The sequence below is a fragment of the Paenibacillus sp. ALE3 genome (assembly GCF_054113405.1).
Genome location: NZ_CM134214.1, coordinates 3,349,012 through 3,364,401, shown reverse-complemented (window position 1 = coordinate 3,364,401; position 15,390 = coordinate 3,349,012). Strand labels below are relative to the sequence as shown.

The following is a 15,390-nucleotide window of genomic DNA, read 5'->3' as shown; positions in this document are numbered from 1 at the left end:
CTTGTAATACCACAATCCAATTAAAGGAGAGGTTTGCAATGAGGTTTAACGTTAAAAAATCTGTCAAATGGATTGCTTTTTCTGGAATGGCTATTACCCTAACAACTGGACTTGTCAGCCCTTCATGGGCAGCAGCTGAGCAGAATTTGACTGATGCAGGTGCGAGTGTTACCCAGGCCGTGTACAATGATGCAAACGTTTACAAAAATGCTGTTGTTCCATTGGCTAGTGTGAATGTGAGTAGTTTGCTGGACAAGTATCGTGATTTTAGTAAATTTTCTACAGGGAATACATCCAAGGACACTACGCTTGCCTTGAATATTGTATCGTGGCAATTGCCGCATGGCGGATTCTTCAAAGCGATGGAAAAAAATTATAAATCCAAATGGGATGGCAAGGCAGCTCGCTCTACATGGAAGAGCAAGGATGGTGTTGAACTCGGAACGTTTGATAACGAGGCCACGACAACCGAGATCCGCTTTTTAGCGGATGTATACAAAAAAACCAAAAACAAAGACATTAAGAACAGTGTACAAAAAGCAATTGATTTTGTATTAACCTCTCAATATTCCTCCGGTGCTTGGCCGCAGGTATATCCTAAACGTGGTAATTATTCTGATGCCGCAACCTACAACGATGATGCAATGGTTAGAGTGATGGTACTGGCAGATGACATTGTAAACAAAAGGCAGCCGTTTGATAGCGATATTCTTGACAATACATATCGCTCTAGACTTCAGCAGGCTCTGAATAAAGGCGTACAGTACACAATTAAAGCTCAAATTGTAAACAATGGCACACCGACAATTTGGGGAGCACAGCATGACCCGGTTACTTATGAATCTGTACCTGCGCGAGCATTCGAGCTTGCTTCCAAAACAACTACGGAATCGGTAGGCATTACAGCCTTCTTGATGTCTCAACCGCAGACGGCTGAGGTGAAAAAGGCTGCTCAGAGTGCCTTGAAATGGTTTGATACGAATCGGATCGACGGTATGAAATACAACCGTCAAGGTCCGGAGTTTTTCCAAAAGGATGCATCAAGCGTGATGTGGTATCGTTTCTACAATGTGGAGGACAATAAGTATTTCTTCTCAGACCGAGATGGCAAAAAGTATACGGACATCATGAAAATTAGTGAAGAAAGACGACTCGGTTACGCCTGGGCGGGAAGTCAGGCGAAAAGCTTACTGAAACTGGCTTCGGAAAGTGGATATTATAAACTGTCCAAGCCGTTGCCACAATAATAAAGTCATCATTGTAAATGCTTAGAGAGGGGGGGCCGTATGGTTCGGCCCTCTTTTTGTTCCCAGGCGGTAAATATGGTTTAATGGAGAGAGGGCAAAATAGAGATAAAGATGCACAAAGATAGGAGAGCTTGTATGACTCAAGAGGAGAAACAAACGCAACTACGATGGTATGGCGCACCTCTACGTGTCCGTTATCAGGAAAGCGACCAGATGGGGGTCGTGTATCATGCGAATTATTTAAACTGGTTTGAGATCGGGCGTACGGAAATGATCCGGCAGGCAGGCTTTAACTACCGGAGTATGGAAGATCGGGGAGTTTTGCTGCCAGTTATTGAGATCAATGCGAAATATGCGAGTCCTGCTCGATATGATGATTTAGTTACTATTTATACCGCTATTACGGACTTCTCCAGACTACGTTTGAACTATACTTATGAGGTTCGACGGGTAACAGAGGAGGAGCACCAAAAGAATGTGGGAAAGGTATGGACAGAGGCTGACACGCTGCCGGGAGAACTGCTGGTCACAGGAACGACACGACATGTGTGGCTGAATACCGACTGGAAGCCCGTTCGGCTCGATCAGGCACTGCCTGAGTTGTACACTGCGTTAAGGTCTGCTTTTACAGGCGGGGAGGGACAGAAGTCATGATGATGCGTAAACGTCTGTGGCTGTTGCTGCTGCTCATTCCTTTAGCGGAGCTGTACGGGTTTATATGGGTAAGTCACTGGATTGGAGCGGGGAAAACTATTCTGCTCATTATTCTGACGACCTTGATTGGCGCTGCCATGATGCAATTTGAAGGCCGAAAGGTGATTGCCGATGCCAAAAATGAAATGAACCGGGGACAAATGCCCGGCCGTAAAATGCTGGATGGATTATGTGTGTTTTTCGGTGGGAGCTTGCTGCTCATCCCTGGATTTATAACGGATATTATTGGTTTCACTTTGGTGTTTCCTTTAACACGAGTATTGTACCGACGTTTTTTATTAAAGTGGCTGGAGAAAAAAATGAAAAACGGCAGTATTACATTTCGGCGCTTTTGACTGAGCTGCCGTTATCCCCTATCCATGACTAACGGACTCTTCCAGCAAGAATATAGTTGCGCAAGTCCTGAATGACATTTGCGCGATTGAGTGCATCAAGGACGATGAGTGATACAGGTCCGATAATGAGTCCTAAAACGCCAAACAGCTTGAGCCCGATGAACATACCGATGAGGGTGGGAAGCGGGTTCAATCCTACGCTGCTGGCCAGCACCTTAGGCTCCACGATCTGCCGTCCAATCAACAGGATGGCATATAGGATCGACAATCCAACCCCTAGTGCTAAATTCCCTGACATATACGCATACAGTATCCACGGAATCATCACAATGCCAACCCCTAAATAAGGTAACAAATCCACTAGCCCGATCATCAAACCGATGGTAAAGGCCGATTCTACACGTAAGATGAACAGCCCAATGATAACCGTTAATGCCGTAATGGAAATGATAATAAACTGTGCACGCAAATAGCCGTACAATGCTTTACGCAGATCGTGCCAAATATCTGACAATGGTTTGCGGATCGTATCAGGAACCGTATTCGAAAGTATTCGACTATGTCGATCCCAATCCTTACTAATAAAAAAGGCCGCTAATACAATAACCATTAGCACAGCTCCCATATTAGGCAGAGAGGTTAGCAAATTTAAAACCCCATTAAAAAATTGACCGACTAGCGTAGTAACAGCAGAACTGACGGTTTGAGTCGTTTTATCAATATTGCTGTTAATGGTGTGTTGGTAATCGGGATTATCCCGAATAAAATGGTTGATTTCAATAATTATATTTTGGATTAAATCGCTTTGCGTCCAATCAATAAACAGGCTTTTAAAACGCTCGATATGCCCGTCAAAAGTCATGGCCAGCTTAATCATTTCTCGAACCATTCGGGTGATTGCAGCAGACAGGATGATTGCGATTCCGCCTAAATATACAAATAAGGAGACCGTGACAGCCGCCCAACGTGGCATACGAGCCTTGTTACGCAAAAAAACGACCAATGGGTTCATAGCATAGGCCACAAGCCAGGCGAATAGGAAAGGATAAACGAGAGGGAACAGCACATATATGCCCAGCAACAGAGCTACAATCACGATTACGACCCATAGAGCACGTAATATGCGATTCAGGATTAACCGGCTCAAGCGCTCACGACTCCTTTCACCTTAAAATCAGTGCTCTACTATACTTATGCGGGGAGAGGGTAAGACAAGACCTATGTAAAAAAGTGCAAATGAGCTCATATTTTTTGTAAGGGGTTTCAAAAATTTCTTTATAGAAGCGATAAAACATTTGAATGTGTTGGAATAGCCCTCAATGTTCACATAAACGACAAAATCCAGTATAGTGAAAGAAGGTTTAAATATTGACATATGGCGTTAACATTACTCAGCTATTTAAAAGACATATCTTACTTTTGAAAATGTTTACATTGCAAGTCCGTTCACAATGTTTTTACAAAGGAGAGATGTAACGATGACGGCGACCAAAGGTCTGGAAGGGATCGTAGCGACCACTTCCTCCATAAGCTCTATCGTAGATGGCGTTCTCACGTACCGGGGTTATAACATTGATGATTTGGCTGTTAACGCCGATTTTGAAGAGGTAGCTTATTTGTTGTGGTTTGGAAAATTACCTGACCAAGAACAATTGCAAGAGCTTCGCAGCCAGTTAAGCGACTATGCTGCTATTCCGGATGAAATTATTACTCAATTAAAGTTATACCCGAAAGAATTGAGCACGATGGCTGCCTTGAGGTCAGCTGTATCGTCTCTTGCTTTGTATGACCCAGAGGCGGATGATATGTCAAGAGAGTCCAATGTGACTAAAACCGTCAAGCTTCAGGCGCAATTGCCCACAATTGTGGCAGCCATAGCACGTATACGCGAAGGCTTGGAACCAATTGCGCCTAAAAAAGGTGTTTCTATTGCTGAAAACTTTTTGTATCAGCTGACTGGCAGGGATCCGGAGGAGACGGCTATTAAAGCGTTCAATCAGGCTCTCGTGCTGCATGCCGATCATGAATTGAATGCTTCGACCTTTGCTGCGCGTGTAACGGTAGCCACTTTATCAGATATTTATTCCGGGATCACGTCTGCCATCGGGGCCTTAAAAGGACCGTTGCATGGTGGAGCCAATGAGGCTGTTGCTAAAACGTTGGAGGAGATTGGCGGTCTGGATCAGGTGGACTCCTATATTCAGGCCAAACTGGATAACCGCGAAAAAATTATGGGCTTCGGACATCGTGTCTATAAAAACGGTGATCCGCGTGCCAAGCATTTGCACAAAATGTCCCGCGAACTGGGAGAAATGAACGGCGACACTACGTTGTTTGATATGTCAGTTCGAATTGAAAGTATTGTAACAGGGCAAAAAGGCTTGAAACCGAATGTGGATTTTTATTCTGCTTCCGTATATACCCAGCTGGGTATTAAGAGGGATTTGTTTACTCCTATCTTTGCTATGAGCCGTGTATCGGGGTGGACTGCACATATTTTAGAGCAGTATGAAAATAACCGTTTGATTCGTCCTCGTGCCGAATACACAGGCCCAATGGATCAAAAATATGTGTCACCAGAGTTGCGCTAACCTTTGGAGGAAGATTGAGGTTGTATACCCTGAATTTAAAAAATAAGGTACAATAGAAGGGTCGGCGAGAGATGTACGTTTTTGTCTATGATAAAGATCATGTCTTTCGTCCTGTACCCATTCATATCTGAGGAGGAAAAGGAACTTATGGCGAAATTTGAAAAGTTTGAGCTCCCAACTGAAGGCGAAAAAATTACGATTGATAACGGTCAACTGCAGGTTCCAAACCATCCGGTCATTCCGTTTATCGAAGGTGACGGCACAGGTCGCGACATCTGGAAAGCTTCCAAGCGCGTACTGGACGCAGCTGTAGAAAAAGCATATAACGGCACGAAAAAGATTGCCTGGTATGAAGTATTCGCTGGTGAGAAAGCTTTCAATACATACGGCGAGTGGCTCCCTAACGATACGTTGGAAGCCATCCGTGAGTATATTGTAGCCATTAAAGGTCCACTTACGACACCTATTGGCGGTGGTATCCGTTCATTGAATGTGGCATTGCGCCAAGAACTGGATTTATACGTTTGCCTGCGTCCTGTCCGTTACTTTAACGGTGTCCCGTCTCCAGTAAAACGTCCTGAGTTGGTGGACATGGTCATTTTCCGTGAGAACACAGAAGATATCTACGCAGGGATCGAATATGCCGAAGGGTCCGAAGACGTGAAAAAGGTGATTCAGTTCCTTCAGCAAGAGCTGGGCGTGAATAAAATCCGTTTCCCTGAAACTTCAGGAATTGGGATCAAGCCAGTGTCTTCCGAGGGGTCAAAGCGTCTGGTACGGGCAGCTATTCAGTATGCTGTTGACCACGGACGCAAGAGTGTAACGCTCGTACACAAAGGTAACATTATGAAATTTACCGAAGGTGCCTTCAAGAACTGGGGCTATGAAGTAGCCGAGCAAGAATTTGCAGATAAAGTATTTACTTGGGCCCAGTATGATGTCATCAAGGAAAAAGAAGGTGAGGATGCGGCAAATGCAGCTCAAAAAGCAGCTGAAGATGCAGGCAAAATCATTATCAAGGATGCGATTGCTGATATTGCACTTCAGCAGGTGCTGACTCGTCCTTCTGAATTTGATGTCATTGCTACGCTGAACCTGAACGGGGACTATCTGTCCGATGCTCTTGCTGCTCAAGTTGGTGGAATTGGTATCGCGCCAGGTGCAAACATTAACTATGTAACCGGGCATGCTATCTTTGAAGCTACACATGGTACAGCTCCCAAATATGCTGACAAAGACGTAGTGAACCCGGGTTCCGTAATTCTGTCCGGCGTCATGCTGCTTGAACACTTGGGTTGGAAAGAAGCAGCTGACCTGATTTACAAAGGACTGGAGACGTCCATTAATAAGAAAATTGTAACTTATGACTTTGCCCGTCTGATGGATGGTGCTACACAGGTGAAATGCTCCGAGTTCGCGGATACCATTATTAGTAACCTGTAAGGAAGGGGAATACTACTTGACCATTCAACGCAAAAAAATATCCATTGTTGGCGCTGGTTTTACCGGTGCCACTACCGCATTGCTGCTGGCTCAAAAGGAGTTAGGTGATATCGTACTCATCGATATTCCGCAACTAGAGAATCCGACTAAAGGCAAAGCGCTTGATATTTTGGAAGCTGGTCCAGTGCAGGGATTTGACACCCAGATCATGGGCACTTCTAATTACGAGGATGCAGCCGACTCGGATATCGTCATTATTACAGCCGGGATCGTGCGCAAGCCGGGTATGAGCCGTGATGATTTGGTCAACACGAACGCAGGAATTGTAAAATCCGTATGTGAGAATGTGAAGAAGTATGCGCCCGATTCTATCGTCATTATTCTGAGTAATCCGGTCGATGCTATGACCTATACTGCATACCAAACGCTTGATTTCCCGAAAAATCGGGTTATTGGTCAATCAGGTGTGCTGGATACAGCCCGGTATTGTACCTTTATTGCACAGGAACTGAACGTTTCGGTTGAAGACGTGCGCGGCTTCGTTATGGGTGGTCACGGTGATGATATGGTGCCGCTCGTACGCTATTCCAGCGTGGGAGGTATACCTATCGAAAACCTGATTTCTCAGGAACGTATCAAGGCGATCGTACAACGTACACGAGTGGGCGGCGGAGAGATCGTTAACCTATTGGGTAATGGCAGCGCATATTATGCTCCGGCAGCTTCGCTTGCGCAAATGACAGAAGCGATTGTAAAAGATAAAAAACGGATTATTCCAGTCATTGCTTACCTGGAAGGAGAGTATGGCTATCAGGACTTGTTCCTCGGTGTGCCTACACTTCTTGGCGGTAATGGCATCGAAAAAGTGTTCGAGTTGGAATTGACAGCCGAAGAAAAAGCAGCGCTCGATGAATCCGCTGAAGCGGTTCGCAATGTGACTAAAATAGTCAACGTATAGATCCTATTTTCTACTAAAACAGTATACTTTTACTTGAAGAGGTGACCCCTAGCCATCGTTATGGCTGCTGGCCACCTCTTTTATTTTTTAATAGTCTATTCGTTTTCTTCCTTTTCATTTAATATTGAAAATTTCAGTTTGGGTTTGTACCCTCCCCCCAAGCTGAAACTTTCCCCGTCCTATTCCTTTGCTTTGATCCACTTCCCCGGTATAATAGAGTACATATGCACTAATAGTTACATAGAAAAGCATGTCCCAAAACATTGTAAAGATGCTAGTCATTCGTTGGAATATGATCGTTCTATGGAAAAAAAAGTTTGTAAGAAAACAAAGAACTGGGAGGTTGTAAAGAATGTTTTTTATTCACATTATTGGATCACTGGCAATGGGCTTTTATTTATTGCTTCCCTTCGTTGTGGGCAAAATCGACAAATTGGCTCCAAGCGCGCAGGAAGGGACGATATCGGCTGTACAGCTATTGAACCGTCTGGCTCAATTTGCACTGATTCTTGTGCTTATTAGCGGCATCTATATGATCTTTGTTTGGGATTCTTATTCGGTAGCATGGATCGTTGTTGTGTTGGTGTTGTTTCTTGCCATTTCCGGTATGGCTGGTGCTATGGGTAAGCCATTACGCTTGTCACTGGAAGCGGTTCGCAACCAACAGCCGATTACGCAATACGCTGGTAAAATGCGGATGTTCAGCACGTTGCTGGCTGTCTTCATGATTCTAATTACGATTTTAATGGTATACAGCCATATTATTTAATGAACCATTTTAATCGGCCAATTAAATAATGACGAAGGCTAACGTTGAATAAAGCGGTTTGTGCAGAATAAGCACAGGCCGTTTTTTTTTATGTGCTCAGATAGCTAGTTTTTTCTTTTTTCGTTTAACCGATAAGTTTGTGTGGTAAATCAGGAGTAGAGTGGATGCAAATGTTGCATCCTAAAAAATATCTGATTTTGAAGGGAGAATGTATAATGGCTAAAAGCAACCAACCTCAGCAAACCTTGCCCCCACAGCATCAGGACCAGCAACCGGGGATTGAATCCAAAATGACGCCTGCACCTCAATTTGAAAAACCAACTTACAAAGCGGCTGGCAAGCTCACAGGCAAAGTTGCACTGATTACTGGTGGAGACAGTGGAATTGGGCGGGCTGTAGCTGTCACGTATGCCAAAGAAGGTGCGGACGTAGCTATCGTCTACTTGAATGAGCATAAGGATGCGGAAGAAACCAAGCGTCAAGTCGAACAGGAAGGACGCAAATGCGTGTTGATTCCTGGCGATATCGGAGATGACCAATTTGCCAAAAAAGCGGTGCAACAGACGGTGAACGAACTGGGAAAGCTCGACATTGTCGTGAACAATGCGGCCGAGCAGCATCCACGGCAAAAGCTGGAGGATATCACCAAAGAACAGTTGGAGCGCACGTTCCGTACGAATATCTTCGGTATGTTCTTCCTGACACAAGCGGCATTGCCGCATTTGAAGAAAGGGAGCGCGATCGTCAACACAACGTCGATTACCGCGTATGCTGGGAATAAGACACTCATTGATTATTCCTCCACCAAAGGGGCAATCACATCATTCACTCGTTCCCTTTCGCTCAATTTGGCGGATCAAGGTATTCGGGTGAACGCTGTAGCCCCAGGACCGATCTGGACACCGTTAATCCCGTCTACCTTTGATGCAAAAACAGTGAGCGAATTTGGAGGAGCACAGCCTATGAAGCGCCCAGGTCAGCCGGAAGAATTAGCGCCAGCTTATGTGTACCTTGCCTCAGACGATTCGTCTTATGTAAGCGGGCAGGTTATTCATATCAATGGCGGTGAAGTTGTAAACGGATAAGAGGATAAAGAAAAGGTTGGGGCAGTCTTTGGGACTGACCCCCGTTTGTGAGACAGGGATCAAAACACCTTCCAAGTTTAAGCAGCCAGTTGTCGGAAATGAACCGGCGACTGGTTGTTTAGTTTTGTTTGAATGCGAATTGAGTTATAGTAAAGGATGTACTCTCGAACGGTCTGCTCGACGATTGCCGTCGTCGTACAGGTTAAACCTTCGAGGTAGAACGTTTCAGACTTTAGTGTGGAATGAAACGATTCGATGGGGGCATTATCAGCAGGCGTTCCTTTACGGGACATACTCATGGTAATGCCTTTTCCTTTTACCGCTTCCTGGTAGGCCAAGGATGTGTAGACGCTGCCTTGATCGCTATGAAGTATTGCACCTGGTAGAGATGGCAACTGACCAAGGGTATCAAGCACAAATGCGGTGTCCTGCTTGTCAGCTATACTGTATGCCACAATCTCTCCGTTAAACAAGTCTAAAATACTCGACAGATACAACATTTTTCCTCCAAATGGCAAATACGTAATGTCTGTTACAAGTTTTTGCATAGGCGTATCTGCTTCAAACTGTCGCTTTAGCAGATGCCCCGCGATATGAATGGGTTGCCCAGTAGGTTTCCGTTTCTTCGCTTTGACACGACATTGCAGCCCTTCACGCTGCATAATCCGTTGCACGCGTTTGTGGTTTACCGCATACTCCCTCCGAAGCAAGGCCGTGATTTTCCGGTATCCATAACGATATTTATGCTGGATACAGAGTTCGCGGATTTTCTCTACCAAGTGGTCCTCAAGTTTGCTCACATACTCCGCCTTCCAGCGATAGTACGTGGCGCGAGAGATTCCTATCCATGCACAAGCTTGCTTCACACTCACTTCCCCCCGGATCGACTCTATCCACTCCATTACGATCTTTGACGATACCTCCTCTCCAGTACCCTGTACTTTTTTAGCAACTCTAGTTGTTGTCTCAAAAACCTGTTCTCAGCCTGGACCTTCTCTAATTCCGAAGTGTATTCGGGTCCTTTGCCGTAGCTGTATTGTTTGCCTACAGGCTGCTCTAAACGGTTTTGCTCGCCACTACGGTACCATCTCATCCAAGTTTCCACTTGTGTCTTGTTTCGTATGTTTAATTGCTCCATGATTTCTTTGACTGGTATACCAGCCATTCTCATTTCAATCGCCTTCATTTTAACCTCTAATGGATAACTGACTCTTGTTGCCAACGAAAAAACACCTCCAAGGTTGTCTCCATATCTTACGACATGGTTGCATTCTCTTGAAGGTGTTTTGATTTGTCTCACGTTAAGGGGTCAGTCCCTTTTGCTCCGGCCTTTTTTTCTTTTCACAGTGGAACATAATGCAGGTAGCCTGTAGAATGAGATTAACTTACATAAAAGGATGGGCAAATTTCTATGAAATCGTTTCGTTTCAGGCTTACCCTGATCATGCTGATTTTGATTGGCGTATCTGTCCTTGCTGCTGGGATCACTATGGGGCAAATTTTCAAAAATTCAAATATGAAGGTGCTAGAGGAGAACATGGGTCGCGAGATCGACCTGCTTCGCGCTACTTTCCCATTTGTTAATGCTGATGCCCTATCCAGCACAGATTACGTCTCCTATTATTCTCAGAAGGCGAAGGAAATTGCCCATCTGACCGATTCGCGAGTGACCTTCATTCGTAAGGATGGAACGGTGGTGGGTGATTCGTTAAGCGATCCACGCAAGATGGAAAACCATGCATCGCGTGAAGAAATACGGCAAGCTACGTCGGAGGGAATCGGACGGACGATACGCTACAGTGAAACTTTGCAACGAAACATGCTATACGTCGCTGAGCCTGTTGTATCGGACAAGGGCTTTGACGGATATATCCGTTTGTCCATGAGTCTGAAAGCGGTGGAAGAGGGAATGCAGCGCGGCTGGACGGCCATCGGGATTGGTCTTGTGTTGCTGTTTATTGCTGCTGGACTGATGAGCTATCGTATTGCTCGCAGCCTCACCTCGCCCATTGAACATATTACAGGGGTAGCCAACCGCATTTCAGGACTAGATTATGACGCTAGGGTCGGTGTACAGCGCCGGGATGAGGTAGGACAACTGGGTGAAGCCATTAATCGTATGGCCGACAGTCTCCAAAACCAAATGAAAACGATACGTGACAATGAGGATCTCCTCCAGAGTGTCATGAGTAATATGACAGGCGGGATTCTGATGATTGATGCTCGTGAATGTATAGCGCTTGTCAACCGTGAGTCTGAGCGAATGCTCGGTGTCGTGGGTAAGCGGGTGACAGACAAGCCGTATCATGAGCTGAAGAAGCACTATGAGCTCACAAAGCTTATTGAAGGTAGTATACAAAGCCGAGAAAGGCTGCATGGTGAGGTGCATTTGTACAATCCTGAGGAACGACTCGTTTTGCTGGATGGTGTCCCTATGTATGAGGATGAAGGGGGATACCGGGGGATGCTGTTCTTGTTGCAGGATATTACAGCTATTCGGCGGTTGGAAAATATGCGAAGCGAATTTGTGGCAAACGTATCCCATGAGCTAAAAACACCGATTGCCGCAGTCAAGGGTTTTGCCGAGACATTGCTTGGTGGCGGGGTTAAGGATGAGGAAACGGCCCGTTCCTTTTTGCAAATTATATATGACGAAAGCGAACGACTGAATCGACTGATCGGTGATATTCTGGAGCTTTCCAAAATCGAGTCCAAGCGGTCCCCCCTGGATTGCTCTCCAATTCATATCTCGTCTTTTATAGAATCATTGCTGGAGAAACTGAATAATGTAGCTGCCAAAAAAAGAATTACGCTGCACATGGATATCCCGGATGAACTGTTTATGGAGGCAGATGAAGATAAGCTTCAGCAGATTTTCCTGAACCTTTTGTCTAATGGCATTAACTATACCCTTGATGGCGGCAAGGTAAAGATCAAGGTTATAACGTTACAACGGGACAATGACACGGAAAAGGTCGTATTTACAGTCAGTGATACGGGTATTGGGATACCGAAGAAGGACCTGCCACGTATCTTTGAGCGCTTTTACCGGGTGGACAAAGGACGCTCGCGCAACTCGGGCGGAACGGGACTGGGATTGTCCATCGTCAAGCACTTGGTCGATCTACATCATGGTACACTCTCAGTGGAAAGCGAGCTTGGTTTGGGTACCACGTTTACCGTTGAATTACCGTTATTGCAACAGGAAGAATGAACTATAACATTTTTTACATTGTGTTAACAATGCCGTGATAAAATAAACGGGTGTCGCATGAGTATGGAAAAGATTTCAGGATTTTGACCAATGCGCCTTTAACAGGTAAACAGGAGATGAAGTTATTAATGGGACAACGTTTGCTGGTTATTGAGGATGAACCAACGCTTGCCAGATTGCTATCCTACAATTTGATACAAGAAGGTTTCGAAGTGGATACGGAGGATCATGGCAGTGCTGGGTTTGAAAGAGCCTCCAGAGAATCCTACGATTTGATCCTGCTGGATTTGATGCTGCCGGGGATGAATGGACTGGATATTCTCAGCAGACTTCGCCATCAGGGGCTGACAACACCTATCATTATTCTAACCGCTAAAAACGGGGAGGCTGAGGTGGTCCAAGGACTGAAGTCGGGTGCTGATGACTACATCACAAAGCCTTTTGGCGTTTCTGAGCTACTGGCCCGCGTAACGGCTGTACTGCGAAGAACATCCGGAGGGGATGAAGGAGTGTTGTCTGAACAGAAGGATGGCTCCAAAATTCAACTGGGCGAGCTGGAGATCTACCCTGAGAAATATGAAGTCATTCTTGGAGGTCAGTCCATCAGCTTAAGACCGAAGGAATTTGAGGTGCTCCTCTATTTGTCCCGCAAGCCGGGTGTGGTCCTGACTCGGGATGATCTAATGAATGCCGTGTGGGGCTTTGACTACATCGGCGGTCAACGGACAGTGGATGTACACGTCAGTTCCTTACGTAAAAAGCTGGAGCTTGATCCCGACTCGGTTCATATTGATTCAATCCGTGGAGTGGGGTACAAGCTGGTTGTAAATAAAAAAAGAAGCGCTTCTCATTTGTTATAAATGAGGAGCGTTTTTCTCTTTCCAGGCAGCAGCGACTTTTATATCCATTTTGTGATTTTACATTTCGTTAACAAAAATAGCCGTTAAAATCAACAAATGATCGATATGATGTTCCCGTCACTTCAAGTAGTTAAAAAAAGGGGACTTCAGAACGATGATAACGGAACCAAAGACCCAGACGAGTTCCACTGCCGTGATTGAACGTGAAACGTTCAAGCCGATTACTACCTATGTGCCATGCCGGGAGGTTCCGATCATTGGCACGGATATGTCTTGCAAAGAACTGTTAGCACTCATGAAAACACAGGGAGATATTCCCTGTGTCATCGTCGTGGATAAAAATGATCTTCCTTTGGGCATCATCATGAGAGATGCGTACAATCGTCATTTTACGGGCAGGTTTGCTGCGGCATTGTTCTATGACAAACCGGCTTCTATATTTGCCGATCCCAATACATTAATTGTGGATCTGAAAAGTCCAGCAGCAGAAATTGTAGAACAGGCGATGATGCGTGAAGATCAGCGTTTTTACGATTGTTTACTGATAAAGGAAGGGACAAGATTACTCGGTGTACTCACAATTCGTGATATCCTGTCTGTCGTTCAGCGAATGCAAAGAGAAGCAGACGAAGATCGGGGCGATGTGATTCGACATAGCTATGACGGAGTCCAGCGTATTCGGATGACTGTTCTGGATGCAGCGAAAGAGGCCGATGACAGTGTGCAGCTAACCCGCTCAATGAGTGAATTATCCCGCCGTGGCAAAGTGGAACTGGAGGATGTTCTGCTTTCTTATCATGCAGTGACGGAGCAAATGAAGCGCCAGCATGAGCAGATGACGGCGTTAACCCAATCGCTCAATGATATTGCGGGCATGGCTTCATCCATTCGTGCACTGGCAGATCACAGCGGATTGCTGGCGATCAATGCGTCCATTGAAGCGGCTCATGCTGGTGAACACGGGCGTGGTTTTCAGATTGTGTCTCAAGAGGTTCGAAATATGTCACTCCAGACCAAAGCTTTTTCTGTACAGATTACAGGCTTACTCACTCATATCGAGCAAATGCTGCGTGATACCGCTGAACTGACGGATACGAGTATGCAGCAGATTCATACAGGGTCTAAATTTATATCTGCCGGAACCCAAATGTTTGCCAAATTATTGCAGGCAGTCGATGAAATAGAGGCTAAAAACAGCGAAATGTCCCGTTCCGCAGAAGAAGCGGCCTTGAATGCAGCCGGAATTGCACAGGAGCTTGAACTCATGCTGAGTTCTTGATCATTTTACATACCGTTAACAAATCCACCACACTGAATTTACACACAGCTTATATAATCTTCATATTGTGCAAATCAGGTGCAATGCTTGAGGACCATAACTGCAACACGAAGGAGATCATAAATCCATGAATGATTCCGTAATCCGGATTGATAAGCTGAATTTGTATTATGAAAAATTCCACGCGCTGAAACATATAAACCTGGATATTCCTGAAAAAACGGTAACAGCCTTCATCGGCCCATCCGGCTGCGGCAAATCAACATTGCTGCGTACTTTGAACCGGATGAATGACATGATACCGGGAACGCGTATTGAGGGCACCGTGAGCATCGCAGGTCAGGATATATACGGCGATACCATGGAAGTAGAAATGCTGCGCAAACAGGTGGGAATGGTTTTTCAACAGCCTAACCCGTTTCCCAAGTCCATTTATGATAACGTGGCCTATGGCCCGCGTTTGCATGGAATTCGGCAAAAGGACAAGTTAGATGAACTGGTGGAGCAAAGTCTGCGGCAGGCAGCACTTTGGGAAGAGGTTAAAAATTTTCTGAAGCGTTCTGCTCTGAGCTTGTCCGGCGGGCAACAACAACGGCTATGCATTGCCCGGGCGCTTGCTGTACAGCCAGATATTTTACTCATGGACGAGGCGACATCTGCGTTGGACCCGATCTCGACGATGAAAATTGAAGAACTGGTTCAAGAATTAAGAGACACGTATACTATCGTCATGGTGACGCATAACATGCATCAGGCAGCGCGTGTGTCTGGTCGAACTGCGTTCTTTTTGAATGGGGTTGTAGTGGAGGCAGCGGATACTGAGACGATGTTTTCCACGCCACAGGATTCACGTACGGAAGATTATATTTCCGGGCGTTTTGGCTAAAGCCAAATT

At 45.5% G+C, this 15,390-nt stretch carries 14 protein-coding genes; 12 read left to right on the top strand and 2 right to left on the bottom strand.

Annotation, left to right across the window (positions count from 1 at the left end; genetic code table 11):
- Positions 1 to 38 precede the first annotated feature (38 nt).
- The 3 genes from pelA (at position 39) to ACXHJ2_RS14745 (ending at position 2,296) form a co-directional block, all read left to right on the top strand.
- On the top strand, positions 39 to 1,247 hold the full coding sequence (pelA, locus tag ACXHJ2_RS14755; RefSeq protein WP_058829339.1) for a pectate lyase: 1,209 nt from the start codon (positions 39 to 41) through the stop codon (positions 1,245 to 1,247).
- Positions 1,248 to 1,382: 135 nt separating this feature from the next.
- The gene (locus tag ACXHJ2_RS14750) at positions 1,383 to 1,901 is read left to right on the top strand and encodes an acyl-CoA thioesterase (protein WP_013370346.1); all 519 of its coding nucleotides are present in this window, start codon (positions 1,383 to 1,385) and stop codon (positions 1,899 to 1,901) included.
- A complete protein-coding gene (locus ACXHJ2_RS14745; RefSeq protein ID WP_013370347.1) occupies positions 1,898 to 2,296 on the top strand; it encodes an FxsA family protein in 399 nt (132 codons plus the stop codon). The genes ACXHJ2_RS14750 and ACXHJ2_RS14745 overlap by 4 nt, the downstream gene beginning before the upstream one ends.
- 28 nt (positions 2,297 to 2,324) lie before the next feature.
- On the opposite strand, the gene ytvI is transcribed toward ACXHJ2_RS14745, so the two are convergent.
- Positions 2,325 to 3,443, bottom strand: coding sequence for a sporulation integral membrane protein YtvI (ytvI, locus tag ACXHJ2_RS14740; protein WP_165084097.1), 1,119 nt, complete (start codon positions 3,441 to 3,443; stop codon positions 2,325 to 2,327).
- A gap of 331 nt (positions 3,444 to 3,774) precedes the next feature.
- Between ytvI and citZ the strand changes: the two genes are divergently transcribed.
- The 5 genes from citZ (at position 3,775) to ACXHJ2_RS14715 (ending at position 9,142) form a co-directional block, all read left to right on the top strand.
- The gene (gene citZ / locus ACXHJ2_RS14735; RefSeq protein WP_013370349.1) at positions 3,775 to 4,887 is read left to right on the top strand and encodes a citrate synthase; all 1,113 of its coding nucleotides are present in this window, start codon (positions 3,775 to 3,777) and stop codon (positions 4,885 to 4,887) included.
- 147 nt (positions 4,888 to 5,034) lie between these two features.
- Positions 5,035 to 6,330 carry an NADP-dependent isocitrate dehydrogenase gene (gene icd / locus ACXHJ2_RS14730; protein WP_016819629.1) on the top strand — a complete coding sequence of 432 codons (1,296 nt, stop codon included), beginning with the start codon at positions 5,035 to 5,037 and terminating at the stop codon, positions 6,328 to 6,330.
- A gap of 16 nt (positions 6,331 to 6,346) precedes the next feature.
- Positions 6,347 to 7,288, top strand: coding sequence for a malate dehydrogenase (mdh, locus tag ACXHJ2_RS14725; protein ID WP_165084099.1), 942 nt, complete (start codon positions 6,347 to 6,349; stop codon positions 7,286 to 7,288).
- A gap of 352 nt (positions 7,289 to 7,640) precedes the next feature.
- Positions 7,641 to 8,057 (top strand): hypothetical protein, encoded by a 417-nt coding sequence (locus ACXHJ2_RS14720; protein WP_165084101.1) that lies wholly within the window; start codon positions 7,641 to 7,643, stop codon positions 8,055 to 8,057.
- 215 nt (positions 8,058 to 8,272) lie between these two features.
- On the top strand, positions 8,273 to 9,142 hold the full coding sequence (locus ACXHJ2_RS14715; protein ID WP_165084103.1) for an SDR family oxidoreductase: 870 nt from the start codon (positions 8,273 to 8,275) through the stop codon (positions 9,140 to 9,142).
- Between the two features lie 77 nt (positions 9,143 to 9,219).
- On the opposite strand, the gene ACXHJ2_RS14710 is transcribed toward ACXHJ2_RS14715, so the two are convergent.
- Positions 9,220 to 10,364 (bottom strand): IS3 family transposase gene (locus ACXHJ2_RS14710; RefSeq protein WP_264218416.1). Its coding sequence is split into 2 segments (ribosomal slippage): positions 9,220 to 10,091 and positions 10,091 to 10,364, totalling 1,146 coding nucleotides; the frame shifts between segments, so codons are not numbered across the junction.
- Between the two features lie 189 nt (positions 10,365 to 10,553).
- Here ACXHJ2_RS14710 and pnpS point away from each other — a divergent pair.
- The 4 genes from pnpS (at position 10,554) to pstB (ending at position 15,381) form a co-directional block, all read left to right on the top strand.
- Complete coding sequence (gene pnpS, locus ACXHJ2_RS14705) at positions 10,554 to 12,356, top strand: two-component system histidine kinase PnpS (RefSeq protein WP_013370355.1); 1,803 nt, start codon at positions 10,554 to 10,556, stop codon at positions 12,354 to 12,356.
- A gap of 128 nt (positions 12,357 to 12,484) precedes the next feature.
- Positions 12,485 to 13,216 (top strand): response regulator transcription factor, encoded by a 732-nt coding sequence (locus ACXHJ2_RS14700; protein ID WP_013370356.1) that lies wholly within the window; start codon positions 12,485 to 12,487, stop codon positions 13,214 to 13,216.
- A gap of 154 nt (positions 13,217 to 13,370) precedes the next feature.
- Positions 13,371 to 14,495, top strand: coding sequence for a methyl-accepting chemotaxis protein (locus ACXHJ2_RS14695; protein ID WP_165084403.1), 1,125 nt, complete (start codon positions 13,371 to 13,373; stop codon positions 14,493 to 14,495).
- A gap of 127 nt (positions 14,496 to 14,622) precedes the next feature.
- Positions 14,623 to 15,381: a phosphate ABC transporter ATP-binding protein PstB gene (gene pstB / locus ACXHJ2_RS14690; RefSeq protein ID WP_013370358.1), complete on the top strand. Its 759-nt coding sequence runs from the start codon at positions 14,623 to 14,625 to the stop codon at positions 15,379 to 15,381.
- Positions 15,382 to 15,390: the final 9 nt, after the last annotated feature.